The following is a 13,583-nucleotide window of genomic DNA, read 5'->3' as shown; positions in this document are numbered from 1 at the left end:
TTTGTAATTATTAATTACTGCTTCAAATTCCTTTAAACACGAATAATTAAGAGTGGAAGCAAAACAAAGTTCACAAATTTCATAAAAATCCCTATTATTTATCGTGGAGGTCTGCTATAGTATTCATGAAATAGTTAACATTTATTTGTTTTGAAATTATATTGTTCGTATTTTGAGGAGGAATTGATTTTGGATAAGTTTTTCAAGCTCAAGGAATCAGGCACAACTGTTGGGACTGAAATTGGTGCAGGGGTCACGACCTTCTTCGCCATGTCGTATATTTTATTTGTGAATCCGCAGATTTTAGGTCAAACGGGAATGCCACAGCAAGCGGTCTTTTTAGCCACAATTATTGCGTCCGTCGCTGGGACTTTAGTGATGGGGCTGTTTGCAAATGTGCCATATGCGTTAGCGCCAGGGATGGGCTTGAACGCTTTCTTCACTTATACCGTTGTCATGAGTTTAGGCTTCTCGTGGCAAGAAGGATTAGCACTGGTTTTCTTCTGCGGGATTATCAACATTGTCATCACCGCCACGAAAATTCGGAAAATGTTGATCTCAGCCATTCCAATTAATTTACAATTGGCGATTAGTGGTGGGATTGGCGCGTTCATTGCTTATGCCGGTTTGAAAAACGCGAACTTTCTCAATTTTACGACGGATGCATCGAGCATTACGTCGATCAATAGCAAAGTTTACAATGCGGCCCAAACGACATTCCAACACGGGGTTAGTACCGTTGTTTCTAATGGGAGTGTGACGCCGGCGCTGCAAATGTTCAATTCACCAGCGCTTGTTTTAGCCTTAATTGGGTTAATTTTAACCGTCATTTTAAAGGTCAAAAAAGTGCCTGGTGCGCTATTAATTGGGATCTTAGCGACTACGGTGATTGGGATTCCGATGGGGGTCACTAATTTACACGTTGCTAGCGACTATTCCATCGGCGCCTCTTTCCATCAATTAGGCACGACTTTCTTAGCGGCCTTTTCGTCCAAAGGGATGGGATCGCTATTTTCCTCACAAAATCGATTGATTTTAGTATTGATGACCATCTTATCGTTCAGTTTGTCGGATACCTTTGATTCACTTGGAACCTTCATTGGGACTGGTCGTCAAACGGGGATTTTCTCTGGCGAGAAGGAATTAGCACTTGAAAAAGCGCCTGGGTTTAAGTCAAAATTGGATAAAGCACTGTTTGCTGACTCGGTTGCGACTGGCGTTGGGTCAATCTTCGGGACTTCTAACATCACGACTTACGTTGAAAGTTCTGCTGGGATTGGTGCTGGTGGCCGGACTGGTTTAACGAGTGTGGTTGTGGCCATCTTGTTCTTATTGAGTTCATTAGCGTCACCACTGTTATCGATTATTCCGACTGCAGCGATTGCGCCATCCTTGATTCTAGTTGGGATCATGATGATGAGCTCATTCAGTCAGATTCCATGGTCTGATTTAAATGAAGCCATTCCAGCTTTCATGACCGCCTTTATTATGGCCTTCGCCTTTAACATCACCTATGGGATTGCGGCCGGGTTCATCTTCTATTGCATCATCAGAACCGTTAATGGCAAAGCTCGGACTGTTCACCCACTGATTTGGGGCGTTTCGGCATTGTTCGTGATTAACTTCTTAGTCTTAGCGTTAGTTTAGATTGTGATAGAAAACGGGACCAGCAAGTCGAAAGTGGCTTGCTGGTCCCGCTTTTTTGCTACCTTAATTGTTTTAAAAGTAATAAATAGCACAATAAGCATCGAAGACTAGTGATACGTAAGTGAACACAATAATTGCAATTTCAAAAGCGACAAACCATTGAATAAGATGCGATTTAGCTTGTAAAAGTAATTTGTGCTGGCGATAAGTTTGACGCACTTGGTACTGGCTAGTAAGACTGAAGTAACTGACAATTGCCATGGCAAACGCTAAAACTGCCAGCAAAATCAACATTCCAGTGGTTGTGCCAAAGTTTGGTAGCAATAGTAGCCAAAAACTTGGTACGATGATGGCGATGGAAAAGGTGATTTTGAGCATCAGGAACCAGTGTTGGTAACGTTCGAATTGCCGTTTGGCAGCTGGGTGACTTTGATTAAATTGGTCGAGCTGAATAAGTCGCTGAGCTTGCGCGGTCAGACCAATTGTTTTCCCCATAGTAAAACGATGTGCCATGATGGTGTAAGTAAAGGTTATGACAACTAAAATTAAGGCGGAAATCCCTAAAATTGCTAAGATGATGAACATAAAAATCCCTCCCAACGGGTGCTGATTAGTATTATAGTCCTAATTGGTTAGACAGCTGGAAACGTGTCAATCATTTGTTTGATCAGTGGGCGGACTTGGGGACTTTCTTTGGTCAAATAGGTGGCATAAATAGCCATTTGAGCACTTGCGTCGGTAATTGGCAGCGTGACACGGCTGTCGTCATGAACCAATGGCTGCTGGTAAGCTGAATCTAGCGGCTCAATGTTCGTGCTGAAAAAAGGAAAATCAGAATAATGGGTAATTTCAGAAAAAGCATCACGTTGTTCCTGATAGAAAAAGTGGGCCGTCGGAATCGCTTGCTGAATAATTTGGCGCCAAGGGCCAATGTCACCCATGACGATGAAACTAAGGTCCTTGAGTTCGGCAAAAGTAATGCTGGCTTGGTTGGCCTGATACATAAATTTATTGAGATGGACGGACAGGCGTTCTGTACCAATTAATTGAGAGCTGATGACGTCGCTGTTCAAGTTTTGATCAGAAAAAATGATAGTATCCCGGTGAGTTTCAAGGGCAGCGACGATGTCATCAGTGGCTAAAAGCTGTGGTTCAATATGAAGCTGGTCGGATTTAGGCTGTTTGGCCAATAAGACTAACGGCCCCGGGATCGTTGTGCCCAGTTTGAGAACATGCTGGGTTTTGTCAAAATTACGGACCGCTGTTACTAAATCATGATTGTGCTGAAGCAATTTGGCCGCTTTTTTGGCGGCGAGTTGGCCAGTTGTCGTTAACGTGAGTCGGTTGGGTTGGCGATTGAAGAGTGCCACGCCGAAGTCGGCTTCCAATTTTTGTAAGCCACGCGTCACGGTTGGCTGAGTGACGTTGAGTGACTCGGCAGTTTTTGCCAAGGTCCCAGTATCAGCAAAGGTCACAAGTTCTTGTAATAAATAGTTATCTAGCATTTGATTTCACCTCAGTATACGTTACTTGTATACTAGCATGCTTAATAAGCAATTTTCAAACATCATGATTGCGACTATGCTAGTGACAACAATTTAAAGGAAGCCGGATGACTAAATGACAACTATTCCAACTGTAAAATTAACTAACGGTATTGAAATGCCACAACTGGGTTTCGGTGTTTTCCAAGTCCCAGACTTAGCAACCTGTGAGACGGCTGTGACTGAAGCCTTAGCTGCTGGCTATCGCCTGATCGATACTGCCACCGCTTATCAAAACGAAGCGGCCGTGGGTCGTGCGATTAAGAAAAGCGGCCTCAAGCGTGAAGACTTATTCATTACATCTAAACTATGGGTCTCTGATTTCACCTACGACCGTGCTAAAAAAGGCATCGATGCCTCGCTCGAACGACTAGGCTTAGATTATTTAGACTTGTATTTGTTACACCAACCATACGGGGATGTTATGGGCGCTTGGCGAGCTTTGGAAGAGGCTTATCATGCTGGCAAGATTCGTGCGATTGGGGTTTCCAATTTTTATGCGGACCAATTAAAAAATTTGGAATTAACGATGACTGTCAAACCAGTCATTAATCAAATCGAAGTCAATCCTTGGTATCAACAATCAACTGAAGTGGCGTTTAATCAGCGTGAAGACGTTCGAGTTGAAGCGTGGGCGCCATTCGCAGAAGGCAAACATGGCATTTTCACTGACCCAACGATTACTAAAATTGCTCAAGCTCACGATAAAAGTGTTGGTCAAGTGATTTTGCGTTGGTTATTGCAACGCGGCATTACTGTGATTCCTAAGTCGGTCCATCCAGCGCGAATGGCCGAAAATATGGCTGTCTTTGATTTTGAACTGAGTGACGCTGAAATGACGCTGATGGGTAACCTGGATCGTCACGAAAGTCAATTCTTTGATCATCGTGATCCCGTGACGATTGAACAAATTTTTGGCTCAAGTCTTAAAAAGTTAAGGGAGTAACCAAGATGACACCAACAATTAGGTTAAATGATGGCAATGAGATTCCAGCAATCGGATTTGGCACGTTCCAAATCCCGAACGATGGGTCAACTTATGCTGCCGTTAGCGAAGCCTTGAAACTTGGCTATCGGCATATTGATACTGCCGTAGCTTACTTTAATGAAGCGGAAGTCGGCCAAGCGATTAAGGCCAGTGGGATTCCACGCGACCAAGTTTGGGTGACGAGTAAATTATGGTTACAAGATTTTGGCTTTGACGCTGCCACTAAAGCGATTGATAGTTCCTTAACAAAATTAGGCTTAGACTATCTGGATCTCTATTTGATCCATCAACCTTATGGCGATGTTCCAGGTGCTTGGCGCGCAATGGAAGCGGCCAAGCAAGCCGGTAAGCTCAAGTCCATCGGGGTGTCGAATATGACGCCGAAGATTTGGCAAAAGTTTGTGCCAGAGTTTGCTAGCAAGCCAGCAGTTAACCAGGTAGAATTTAACCCGTATTTTCAACAAAAACCATTGCGGGAGTTATTAGCTGCGGATGATGTGAAGCTAGAAGCCTGGGCACCTTTAGGTCAAGGCAATCAAGCCTTGTTAAACGACCCAGTGATTACGGCACTGGCTAAAAAGTATGGCAAAGATGTTGGTCAGATTATTTTGCGCTTTGAAAATCAAAGTGGTGTGATCGTCTTTCCTAAGTCCGTTCATGTGGCCCGGATTAAGAGTAATTTGGATATTTTTGATTTCAAACTTGAGCCAGCTGAAATGAGTGCCATCGAACAATTAGATACGGGTAAAGGTCAACATGATCCAGACGCTGACGGTGTGAAAGAAATGCTGTTAGACGCGTTTGATGTCCATGCCAATGATTAAGTGAATCGATTAAATTTAGGTCAACTCGACTACTGGGTTGGCCTTTTTTGTCGGAAAATGCATAAGCGTTTATCAATGCTAACATAACGTGTTAAAATAGTTGATGGGGTCAATAATAATTTTGATTAATACATATTAATTGATTAGTTAGTTTTACAAATTAGCCAGTAGGGGGGCGACTATCATGGGGCGAATAGCTAAGATAATTGAGTTAAGTGTTGTCACAGTGCTGGCTGGGGTATTAGTTGGTCCAGCGCAACTAAAAGTAGCCGCTGCGACTGAAATCAGTACGGCGGAACAGACCAAGCTTCAAAGTGACGCGGCTAAGTTGTCTGCAAGTAGTACGAGCGGCATGAGTTTAGCGAATTCTGCCGTAACAACTAGTAAGAGTTCCGAGACAACCGCGTCCACTAAAAGCGCTGCTAGCTCAGTTAGACCGAACCGTCAAGCTTTAACTAAAGCTGCAACTGCGACTAGTGGTGTATTGGGCACCGTTACTTGGAAACTTAATGGTAGTGAATTGGATTTAAGTGGTGGTAATTTTGGAACGTCATTGGCAGCTTACGACATGGTTTCGCCATGGGACGCAATTGCTACGTCGATTAAAAAAATTGTGATTGAAGGTCCAATCGTAGCTGATCCTGGGGCTAGTTACAGATATCTTTTTTATAGTTTAACTAATTTAACTAGTATAGAAAATCTTGATAAAATGGATTTTTCTAACGTTGTCGATACGACTGCAATGTTTTATATGGATGGGAGATTGACCACGTTAGATTTGGCTCAAGCAGATTTTAGTCATTTGAAACTAATGAACAGTATGTTTTACAGCTGTTATTCGCTTGAAAGCCTTGATGTTAGCCGGTGGAATCTTAGCCAAGTCACTCAGATGGGTGGCCTATTTATGACTTGTAGTAAGTTAAAAACGTTGGATGTCTCAAATTGGAATGTCAGTCATGTGGAAATGTTCAGTAATATGTTTTCTGGGACAGCGTTAACTTCACTAGATTTGTCAGGCTGGCAGATGTTAGCTGACGCCAAAACCGCTAGCATGTTTACTTACACGCGTACGTTGAGTCATTTAAAACTTGGCAAACAAACTAAAATTAGTGGCACATCGTTACCAGAACCAACGGCACCTGCGACTAAATGGGTTAGAGCGGGGACCACGGAGACATACACTTCTGCCGACTTAATGGCGAAGTACGCCGGGTCAACCATGGCTGGCGATTATTATTGGGATACGACGCCATTAGTGATGGTCAATTTTGTGGATGAAGATGGGCATCAACTTGCAGATTCACAGTTGATGGCTGGCACGATTGGGACAACCTATACGACCACGGCCCCAACTGTTAGTGGTTACACTTTGCAAAATAAGCCAACTAATGCGACTGGCACCTATACGACTGGTACAACGACGGTGACTTATGTGTACACCGGTGACCTATTTTTCAAATCGGTTCCAACTAGTATCGACTTCGGTCAACATATGATCACTGCCGGAACAGCGACTTATCCGGTGACCAGTCGTACTGGCGACTTAACGATTCAAAATAATGGCAAGCTGCAATCTTATTGGCAGCTATCGGCGAAATTAGCCGCGACTGGTTTTGTTGGTAACGGTAAAGGTGCAAGTTTGGCAGCAACCTTGAGTTACCAATCGAGTAACGGTCAGTTAGTCACCTTGCAACCGGGGACACCGGCAATTATTGAGACTCAGCAGACCACTAGTCATGAACCCATCAATCTTTCTGATAGTTGGACTAATGCCGAAACGGGATTACAACTTAAAGTCCCAGCGGGCACTGCTCGTCAGGATAATTATCAAGCAACCTTGACTTGGACGTTAGCTAAAACCGTCGCTAATAATTAAAAAAGAAACAGCCGATCGTGCTGTTTCTTTTTTATCGTGTCAACTAAGCTAATGTTAACGTCATAATTTGCTATAATTAGCTTTATGAAATGAACAGAACACGCGGAGGATTTAATGAAAAAGCAGGATTATCAACTTACCATCCCGGCAGAAATTGGGGAACATTTTCAACTAAAAGACCAGGACTCGGCCAAGCTTGTGGTCAAACGCGGTCGGCTGGTCGTTCAGTTTGAAGACTCGCGCTTGAGCATTTTTCAAAAACGCGTCTGGGTTTGGCCAGTGATGATGGCCATTCTCGCCAGTGTTGGTTATTACGTTTATTGTTTAACACAGCATATTAAATACGTTCAATTGAGTGGCGACAATTCATTGGCAACGGCAATTATTTTAATTGGGGTCGTCATGGGAATCATCTTATTTGCGGGCTTCTTTATTCATGACCGTAATAACCCGCATAACCATTTTATTAAAAATATTTATTGGCGAAACTTTCCGGTGATTGTGTTGTCCTTTGCCTTAATTTTGGCATTGGTCTTGATTGGGGCGATGTGGTTATTGGGCGTGATTTTCAACGGGGCGACCTTTGACTTCTTTACCGCTAGTATAATTTTATTTGTCTTTGGACTGGTCACGAACTTTGCGATGGTGTATTTATCATTGATTGTGGATGCCAGTCTACTTTCAACGGTGCTCACACTGGTGATTATTAGTGGGGTCGCGATTTCGATGGCGGTGAATAACCAACGCTATTGGTGGCAACACAATTTAAGCTTTTTAGGCACGAAAAATGCGTCCAGTGGCTGGGGCTTTAATGCCACTTTGATTTTTGCGGCACTATTGATGATTGCATTAGTCGATTACTTATTTGTTAGTCTGCATAGCTCATTTCCACGATCACGACGGTTGTTTGTTTTGCGAGTTTTGTTGACGGTGACCGCGGTTGATCTGGGCCTAGTAGGCGTTTTTCCTAACAATGCTTGGTCGCATGATGTGCATGACCAATTTGCGATTACGTTAGTTTATTTGATTATTGCGCTAATTGTCGGGATTCGCTGGCTACTGCCAAATGTCTCCAAGGACTTTCTATATTTATCTTATGGTGTCGGTGGGGCGTTAGTTGTCGCTGAAATTCTCTTTCAAGGGATTGGCTATTTCTCGCTAACAGCTTTCGAAGTGATTGGTTTCTTGATGGCGTTTGGCTGGTTATTGATGCTATTAGATCGCATTGAAGCCTTGATCGATACTGGAATTGAAAGTACGATTACTAAAAAATAAGTACTAGCCGCGATCTGAGTTATGGGGTCGCGGCTTTTTATGTGACTAGTCATTCATGGAAGAAAAGTTTCTTTTTCATAAACCAACGATTTTAACTGTGCCAATTTGTCATACAATAATTAATTTTCCAACTTCTAAATTGGCCTAGTCCGCGTGCTGACGATGTTTGTTGCTTGTGACTTTAGAGTGAGACTTGAAAGCGCAAATAAAATCCTTGCAATCGTTTTCGCGCGCCGTTATACTAAATAACTGTAAATAAGGATTGTTACCGCTAACACGTTAGTGGGCAAAACCTGATGATTTTGAATACCGGTGATATACTAGTAACTATCACTGGTCACAAAATTGTTGGGTTTTTAATTTTGGGCCAAGAGTCGAGGGGCGTGAGGCATGCGAATCAAGAAAGTTTTTAACAACAATGTGCTGCTTGCTGAACAGCAGGATCACGAAGTGGTTTTAATCGGCAAGGGTCTCGGTTTTCAAAAGAAAACTGGGGATCCGGTTGATGAAAGCCTAGTGACTAAAACCTATACACCGACTGCCGACAATTGGCTGGCGAACTTCCAGTCGTTGATGAGCGATATTGAGCCTGAATACTTCGAACTAACGTCTGAAATTATTGATTTAGCGGAGCAGCAGCTCAAAACGAAATTTAACGGCTACTTGTTGATTTCCTTGACTGATCATATTCATTTTGCGGTCTATCGGCATCAACGTCAGATGGACATCAAAAATGAGATCTTGTGGGAAATCAAACGGATCTATCACCAGGAATACGAGGTTGGTCGGCAAGCTTTAACGCTAATTGCGAACCGGTTCGCGGTGCAGTTACCTGAAGATGAAGCTGGGTTTATCGCGATGAAATTCGTCGAAAATAGCATGGCACATTCAACGGGCGACCAAACGCTGGCAATGACCAAGTTGATCAATGATGTTTTGAATATTGTGAAATATCAATTATCGTTGACGATGAGCGAAGATAGCCTGAGGTTGCAACGGTTCTTAGTCCATTTACGGTTCTTTGCCGAGCGGTTGACGTTGAAGCAAGCGGATAAGTCGGCCGGAGCAGAAGACGAATTCTTATTTGAACACGTGTCACAAAAATATTCACGCGCCTTTGCTTGTGTGGCTAAAATTGTGACGTTCATTCAGAAAACGACGGCACAACCGGTGTCGATGAATGAACAAATTTATTTAACGATTCACATTCAACGGATGTTGAACGAAGCAGAATAATATCGGGATTGTAACTATTAGATTAGGCAAAACCCAAGTGAGTCACTAGTCGTCTGTCCAGGCGTCTAGTGGGTGACTTGGGTTTTTAGTTTTTTAAGGAGTGAAAAATATGGATTATAAAGCACTTGCCCAACAGATTTTAACGAATATCGGTGGCAAAGAAAACATTGTCAAAGCGTGGCACTGTGCGACGCGGTTGCGCTTTAACTTGAAAGCGGTTGACCAAGCCGATACGGATGCAATTAATAATTTAGATGGCGTCATTACGGTCGTTCAAAGTGCCGGTCAATATCAAGTCGTGATCGGTAACTCTGTTGCTAAGGTCTACGACGCTTTGGCTGATTTAGCCGGTTTAGCTAACGAGGATGCTCAAGCGGCACCAGTTGAAGAAGCCGGTGAAAAGCAGAGTATTGTGAACCGGTTTATTGGATTTATCTCCGGAATCTTTACGCCATTCCTAGGTGCCTTAGCAGGTGCCGGGATTTTGAAAGGGTTATTGGCGCTAGTTGTTGCTTTGAATTGGTTATCTGCTAACAGCGGTGCCTATCAAATTTGGTATGCCGCTGGGGATGCCATCTTCTACTTCTTACCGATTTTCTTAGCATTTACGGCTGCCAAGCAGCTGCACGTTAATCAGTTTGTGAGTGTCTCGTTAGGGGCTGCGTTACTCTACCCAACGTTAGTCAGTGTCATGGCGAAATCTGCGACACTCCACTTTTTCGGGATTCCAGTGGTGCCAACGACCTATACGTCAACTGTGATTCCAATTTTGCTAGCGGTCTGGGTCTTGTCTTACTTGGAACCATTATTTGATAAATTATTTCCAGAATCAGTTCGTAATATTTTTACGCCACTACTGTCATTAATTGTGATGGTGCCATTGACGATGATGGTCGTTGGGCCAATCGGTGGGGCAATCAGTAACGCCTTAGCGAACGGCATGATGGCAGTCTATAACTTCTTACCAATTGGTGCCGGCCTAATTATGGGGGCTTTCTGGCAAGTCTTCGTCATCTTCGGGGTTCACTGGACCTTTGTCCCATTGATGATGAATAACATTGCCAAGATGGGTTATGATCCATTGCTGCCAATCTTAAGTGCCGCTGTCTTATCACAAGCTGGTGCGGCGCTTGGTGTCTTCTTGAAGTCAAAAGATGCCAAGATGAAGGCTTTAGCTGGGTCATCAGTGATCACTGCCTTCTTCGGGATTACTGAACCAACGATTTATGGGGTTACTTTAAAGCTTAAACGGCCATTCTATTGTGCGGTTGCCGGTGGGGCCGTTGGTGGCGCGATTGCAGGGGCGTTTGAAGTTCATGCTAGTTCATTTACCTTGCCAAGTTTATTAGCTTTGCCAACTTATTTAGGTCAAGGCTTTGTTGGTGAATTGATCGGATTAGCCGTTGCCTTTGTTGGTGCTGCCGTCTTAACGTATTTCTTCGGTGTCACTAATGAAGTCCCTGAAGCCAAGGTAACGACAACTGAAACTGGTGCCGATACCGTAATGGCACCAGTTGAAGGCACAATTATTCCGTTGACTAGTGTTAAAGATGAAGTGTTTGCTTCCGAGGCAATGGGCAAAGGGTTAGCAATTGTCCCAACTAATGGCGAAGTTAAATCACCAGTTACTGGGACGGTTAGTGCGGTTTATCCAACTGGCCATGCCATTGGACTCACCGCTGATAATGGTGCCGAAATCTTGATTCACATAGGGATTGATACGGTGCAATTAAATGGGAAGTATTTTGAAACTTTAGTGAAACAAAATGCGCACGTTAAGCAAGGTGACGTCCTCACTAAGTTTGATGCCGCGAAGATCAAAGCTGCTGGCTACGATACAACAGTGATGGTCATCATCACAAATACCAATAGTTATGCGGCCGTTGAACCAACGGAAGCGACTGAAGCACAGGGCAACTGGTTACTCAAATTACAACCAAAGTCTGCAGCAACTACTAAGGAAGGGGCAACAGCCTAATGTACAAAACAACTTATCCAAAAGGGTTTCCGAAAGATTTCTTGTGGGGCGGCGCGACCGCTGCCAATCAAGTCGAAGGGGCTTGGAACGTTGATGGTAAGGGTATCACGACTGCCGAAGTTGTCGAAAAGGCAACGGATCGCAAGAAGATGTCGATGGATGCCGTAACGACGGATTCGATTAAGGCCGCCGTCGCCGATCCAACTGACACGCGTTATCCGAAACGGCGTGGGGTGGACTTCTACCATCATTACAAGGAAGATATCAAACTTTTTGCCGAAATGGGCTTTAAGGTTTATCGGTTTTCAATTGCGTGGTCCCGGATTTTTCCAAAGGGTGATGAACAACAGCCAAATGAAGCTGGTTTAGCCTTTTATGACCGGGTCATCGATGAATTACACCGGTACGGAATCAAACCATTGGTTACGTTATCCCATTATGAAATGCCGATTAATTTAACATTGACGCAAAATGGCTGGGCCAGTCGTGCGACCATCGCGGCGTTCAATCATTTTACGGAAACGGTCTTCAAACGCTACAAGGGCAAAGTCCCTTATTGGTTGACGTTTAACGAAATCAACACTGGTACTTGGGGCTTTCACGAAACTGGGGCAATCGATACAACGATGTCTAAGCATGATCAGATGCAAATTCGCTATCAAGCGCTACACCATCAATTTGTTGCGAGTGCGATTGCTACGAAGCAGTTACATGAAATTGACCCGGACGCCAAAATTGGGTCGATGTTAGCCCGGATGCAAACGTATCCTGGCACGCCGAACCCAGTGGATGTGCAAGCGGCCCAATTGGAGGATGAGAAGAACTTGTTCTTCACGGATGTGCAAGCACGTGGCGAATATCCAGAAGTGATGAACCGTTTCTTCGCTGACAATGACATTGAGATCAAGATGGCCCCAGATGATCAAGCCATTTTGGCTAAATACCCAGTCGACTTTATCAGTTTCAGTTACTACATGACGACGGTCACGAAAGCTGATGCCGGTGAACAGGTCAACGGGAACATGGCTACTGGTGGCCGGAATCCTTATTTGGAGGAATCCGACTGGGGTTGGCAAATTGATCCCGTGGGGTTACGGATCACCCTAGACGAAATGTGGGATCGCTATCGTAAGCCACTTTTCGTGGTCGAAAATGGCTTGGGAGCTGTTGATCAACTAACGGCTGATCATCAAGTTCACGACGACTATCGAATTGATTATTTACGCAAACACATCCAGCAAATGCGTGAAGCCGTTGCGGATGGTGTCCAACTCATGGGATACACCATGTGGGGGCCGATTGATTTGATTAGTTTCTCGACTTCGGAAATGTCGAAACGCTATGGCTTTATTTATGTTGATCAAGATGACGCCGGTAAAGGAAGTTTGAAACGACTCAAAAAAGACTCATTTTACTGGTATCAAAAAGTCATTAAAACAAACGGAGATGATTTAGCTTAAAACCTACCCGCGGGTATCTGCCGCCATAACTGTGGGCCACTTGTTAACAACATCAAAAAACTGCCAGCTAAAAACTAGTTGGCAGTTTTTTGGTGCGCAATGATCACTAGGTTAGACCGCAACTGACGAACCTTAGTGGCGGCATGATCTTGGTTGAGTTGCTGGATAATCTTAGGCAACGTGGTGGTGAGTGTCATGTCGTCGCGAAAGGAGTGGACGATAAAACTGTGGTAAGTCACGGCGCCTGTCTTAGATAAAGCAAACCAGTTTGGCTGGAGTTGTTTGGCATTAGCTTTGATCTGCTTATCCGGCCAAACCAATGATTTGATCCCATTTTCGGTGGGGTATTGGTCAAGTTGCCAGCCGAGTTTAAAATCAGCCACTTCTTGCCAACGTTGAATCTTGCTGTGTTTGACGGCGTAGTAAATGAGACTACAGGCAGTCAACTTGGGGTCGTGGTTTAGTTCACTCAGAGTTAGTGGCCGATAATGCGGTTCTTTAGGCTTGGCCATCGGTTGTGGTGTTTGGGCAGGTGCTGTTCGGTGGCTAATTAACCACCAACTGCCACCTAAGATGACTAGCAAAACTAAGGGTAGGCTGAGTTTTAAGAGGCGTTTCATAAAGGCTTAACTTCTTTCAGATAGTGGGTTAACCCTAATTCTCGCTGTCAGTTAGGGCTCACTAGGATTAATTAATTAAATTTAGGCGAAATAATCACAGTGAGAAATTAGCGGCTTGTTATCAAATTTCAACGT

11 protein-coding genes are annotated in these 13,583 nt (G+C 44.0%); 8 read left to right on the top strand and 3 right to left on the bottom strand.

Annotation, left to right across the window (positions count from 1 at the left end; all coding sequences use genetic code 11):
• The first annotated feature begins 189 nt into the window (after positions 1-189).
• A complete protein-coding gene (locus FFM70_RS07040) occupies positions 190-1,647 on the top strand; it encodes an NCS2 family permease (RefSeq protein WP_137616146.1) in 1,458 nt (485 codons plus the stop codon).
• A gap of 72 nt (positions 1,648-1,719) precedes the next feature.
• Here FFM70_RS07040 and FFM70_RS07035 read toward each other — a convergent pair whose 3' ends face one another.
• Positions 1,720-2,232 (bottom strand): hypothetical protein, encoded by a 513-nt coding sequence (locus tag FFM70_RS07035; RefSeq protein ID WP_137616145.1) that lies wholly within the window; start codon positions 2,230-2,232, stop codon positions 1,720-1,722.
• 47 nt (positions 2,233-2,279) lie between these two features.
• Positions 2,280-3,152, bottom strand: a complete 873-nt coding sequence (locus FFM70_RS07030; RefSeq protein WP_137616144.1) for a LysR family transcriptional regulator — start codon at positions 3,150-3,152, stop codon at positions 2,280-2,282.
• Between the two features lie 115 nt (positions 3,153-3,267).
• Here FFM70_RS07030 and FFM70_RS07025 point away from each other — a divergent pair, with 115 nt between their 5' ends.
• The 7 genes from FFM70_RS07025 to FFM70_RS06995 all read left to right on the top strand — a co-directional run bounded on the left by FFM70_RS07025 (position 3,268) and on the right by FFM70_RS06995 (position 12,828).
• Positions 3,268-4,137 (top strand): aldo/keto reductase, encoded by an 870-nt coding sequence (locus tag FFM70_RS07025; protein WP_137616143.1) that lies wholly within the window; start codon positions 3,268-3,270, stop codon positions 4,135-4,137.
• A 5-nt stretch (positions 4,138-4,142) separates the two neighbouring features.
• Complete coding sequence (locus FFM70_RS07020) at positions 4,143-5,003, top strand: aldo/keto reductase (protein ID WP_137616142.1); 861 nt, start codon at positions 4,143-4,145, stop codon at positions 5,001-5,003.
• Between the two features lie 184 nt (positions 5,004-5,187).
• Positions 5,188-6,879, top strand: a complete 1,692-nt coding sequence (locus FFM70_RS07015; RefSeq protein WP_137616141.1) for a BspA family leucine-rich repeat surface protein — start codon at positions 5,188-5,190, stop codon at positions 6,877-6,879.
• A 114-nt stretch (positions 6,880-6,993) separates the two neighbouring features.
• A complete protein-coding gene (locus FFM70_RS07010) occupies positions 6,994-8,154 on the top strand; it encodes a DUF998 domain-containing protein (RefSeq protein WP_137616140.1) in 1,161 nt (386 codons plus the stop codon).
• Positions 8,155-8,544: 390 nt separating this feature from the next.
• The gene (licT, locus tag FFM70_RS07005; protein WP_137616139.1) at positions 8,545-9,390 is read left to right on the top strand and encodes a BglG family transcription antiterminator LicT; all 846 of its coding nucleotides are present in this window, start codon (positions 8,545-8,547) and stop codon (positions 9,388-9,390) included.
• A 109-nt stretch (positions 9,391-9,499) separates the two neighbouring features.
• Complete coding sequence (locus FFM70_RS07000) at positions 9,500-11,368, top strand: beta-glucoside-specific PTS transporter subunit IIABC (protein ID WP_137616138.1); 1,869 nt, start codon at positions 9,500-9,502, stop codon at positions 11,366-11,368.
• Complete coding sequence (locus FFM70_RS06995; protein ID WP_137616137.1) at positions 11,368-12,828, top strand: glycoside hydrolase family 1 protein; 1,461 nt, start codon at positions 11,368-11,370, stop codon at positions 12,826-12,828. Before FFM70_RS07000 ends, FFM70_RS06995 begins: the two co-directional genes overlap by 1 nt.
• Positions 12,829-12,902: 74 nt before the next feature.
• On the opposite strand, the gene FFM70_RS06990 is transcribed toward FFM70_RS06995, so the two are convergent.
• Positions 12,903-13,448, bottom strand: a complete 546-nt coding sequence (locus FFM70_RS06990) for a hypothetical protein (protein WP_137616136.1) — start codon at positions 13,446-13,448, stop codon at positions 12,903-12,905.
• Positions 13,449-13,583: the final 135 nt, after the last annotated feature.

This window comes from Lactiplantibacillus nangangensis (genome assembly GCF_005405065.1).
Taxonomy (GTDB): Bacteria; Bacillota; Bacilli; order Lactobacillales; family Lactobacillaceae; genus Lactiplantibacillus; species Lactiplantibacillus nangangensis.
This window is presented reverse-complemented; position numbering and strand designations above follow the sequence as displayed.

What these genes read in the sequence shown, in the direction of transcription:
- FFM70_RS06995 (WP_137616137.1), top strand. Translation starts at nt 11,368, where the DNA reads ATGTACAAAACAACTTATCCAAAAGGGTTTCCGAAAGATTTCTTGTGG.
- FFM70_RS07035 (WP_137616145.1), bottom strand. Translation starts at nt 2,232, where the DNA reads ATGTTCATCATCTTAGCAATTTTAGGGATTTCCGCCTTAATTTTAGTT.
- FFM70_RS07030 (WP_137616144.1), bottom strand. Translation starts at nt 3,152, where the DNA reads ATGCTAGATAACTATTTATTACAAGAACTTGTGACCTTTGCTGATACT.
- FFM70_RS07000 (WP_137616138.1), top strand. Translation starts at nt 9,500, where the DNA reads ATGGATTATAAAGCACTTGCCCAACAGATTTTAACGAATATCGGTGGC.
- FFM70_RS06990 (WP_137616136.1), bottom strand. Translation starts at nt 13,448, where the DNA reads ATGAAACGCCTCTTAAAACTCAGCCTACCCTTAGTTTTGCTAGTCATC.
- FFM70_RS07020 (WP_137616142.1), top strand. Translation starts at nt 4,143, where the DNA reads ATGACACCAACAATTAGGTTAAATGATGGCAATGAGATTCCAGCAATC.
- licT (WP_137616139.1), top strand. Translation starts at nt 8,545, where the DNA reads ATGCGAATCAAGAAAGTTTTTAACAACAATGTGCTGCTTGCTGAACAG.
- FFM70_RS07025 (WP_137616143.1), top strand. Translation starts at nt 3,268, where the DNA reads ATGACAACTATTCCAACTGTAAAATTAACTAACGGTATTGAAATGCCA.
- FFM70_RS07015 (WP_137616141.1), top strand. Translation starts at nt 5,188, where the DNA reads ATGGGGCGAATAGCTAAGATAATTGAGTTAAGTGTTGTCACAGTGCTG.
- FFM70_RS07010 (WP_137616140.1), top strand. Translation starts at nt 6,994, where the DNA reads ATGAAAAAGCAGGATTATCAACTTACCATCCCGGCAGAAATTGGGGAA.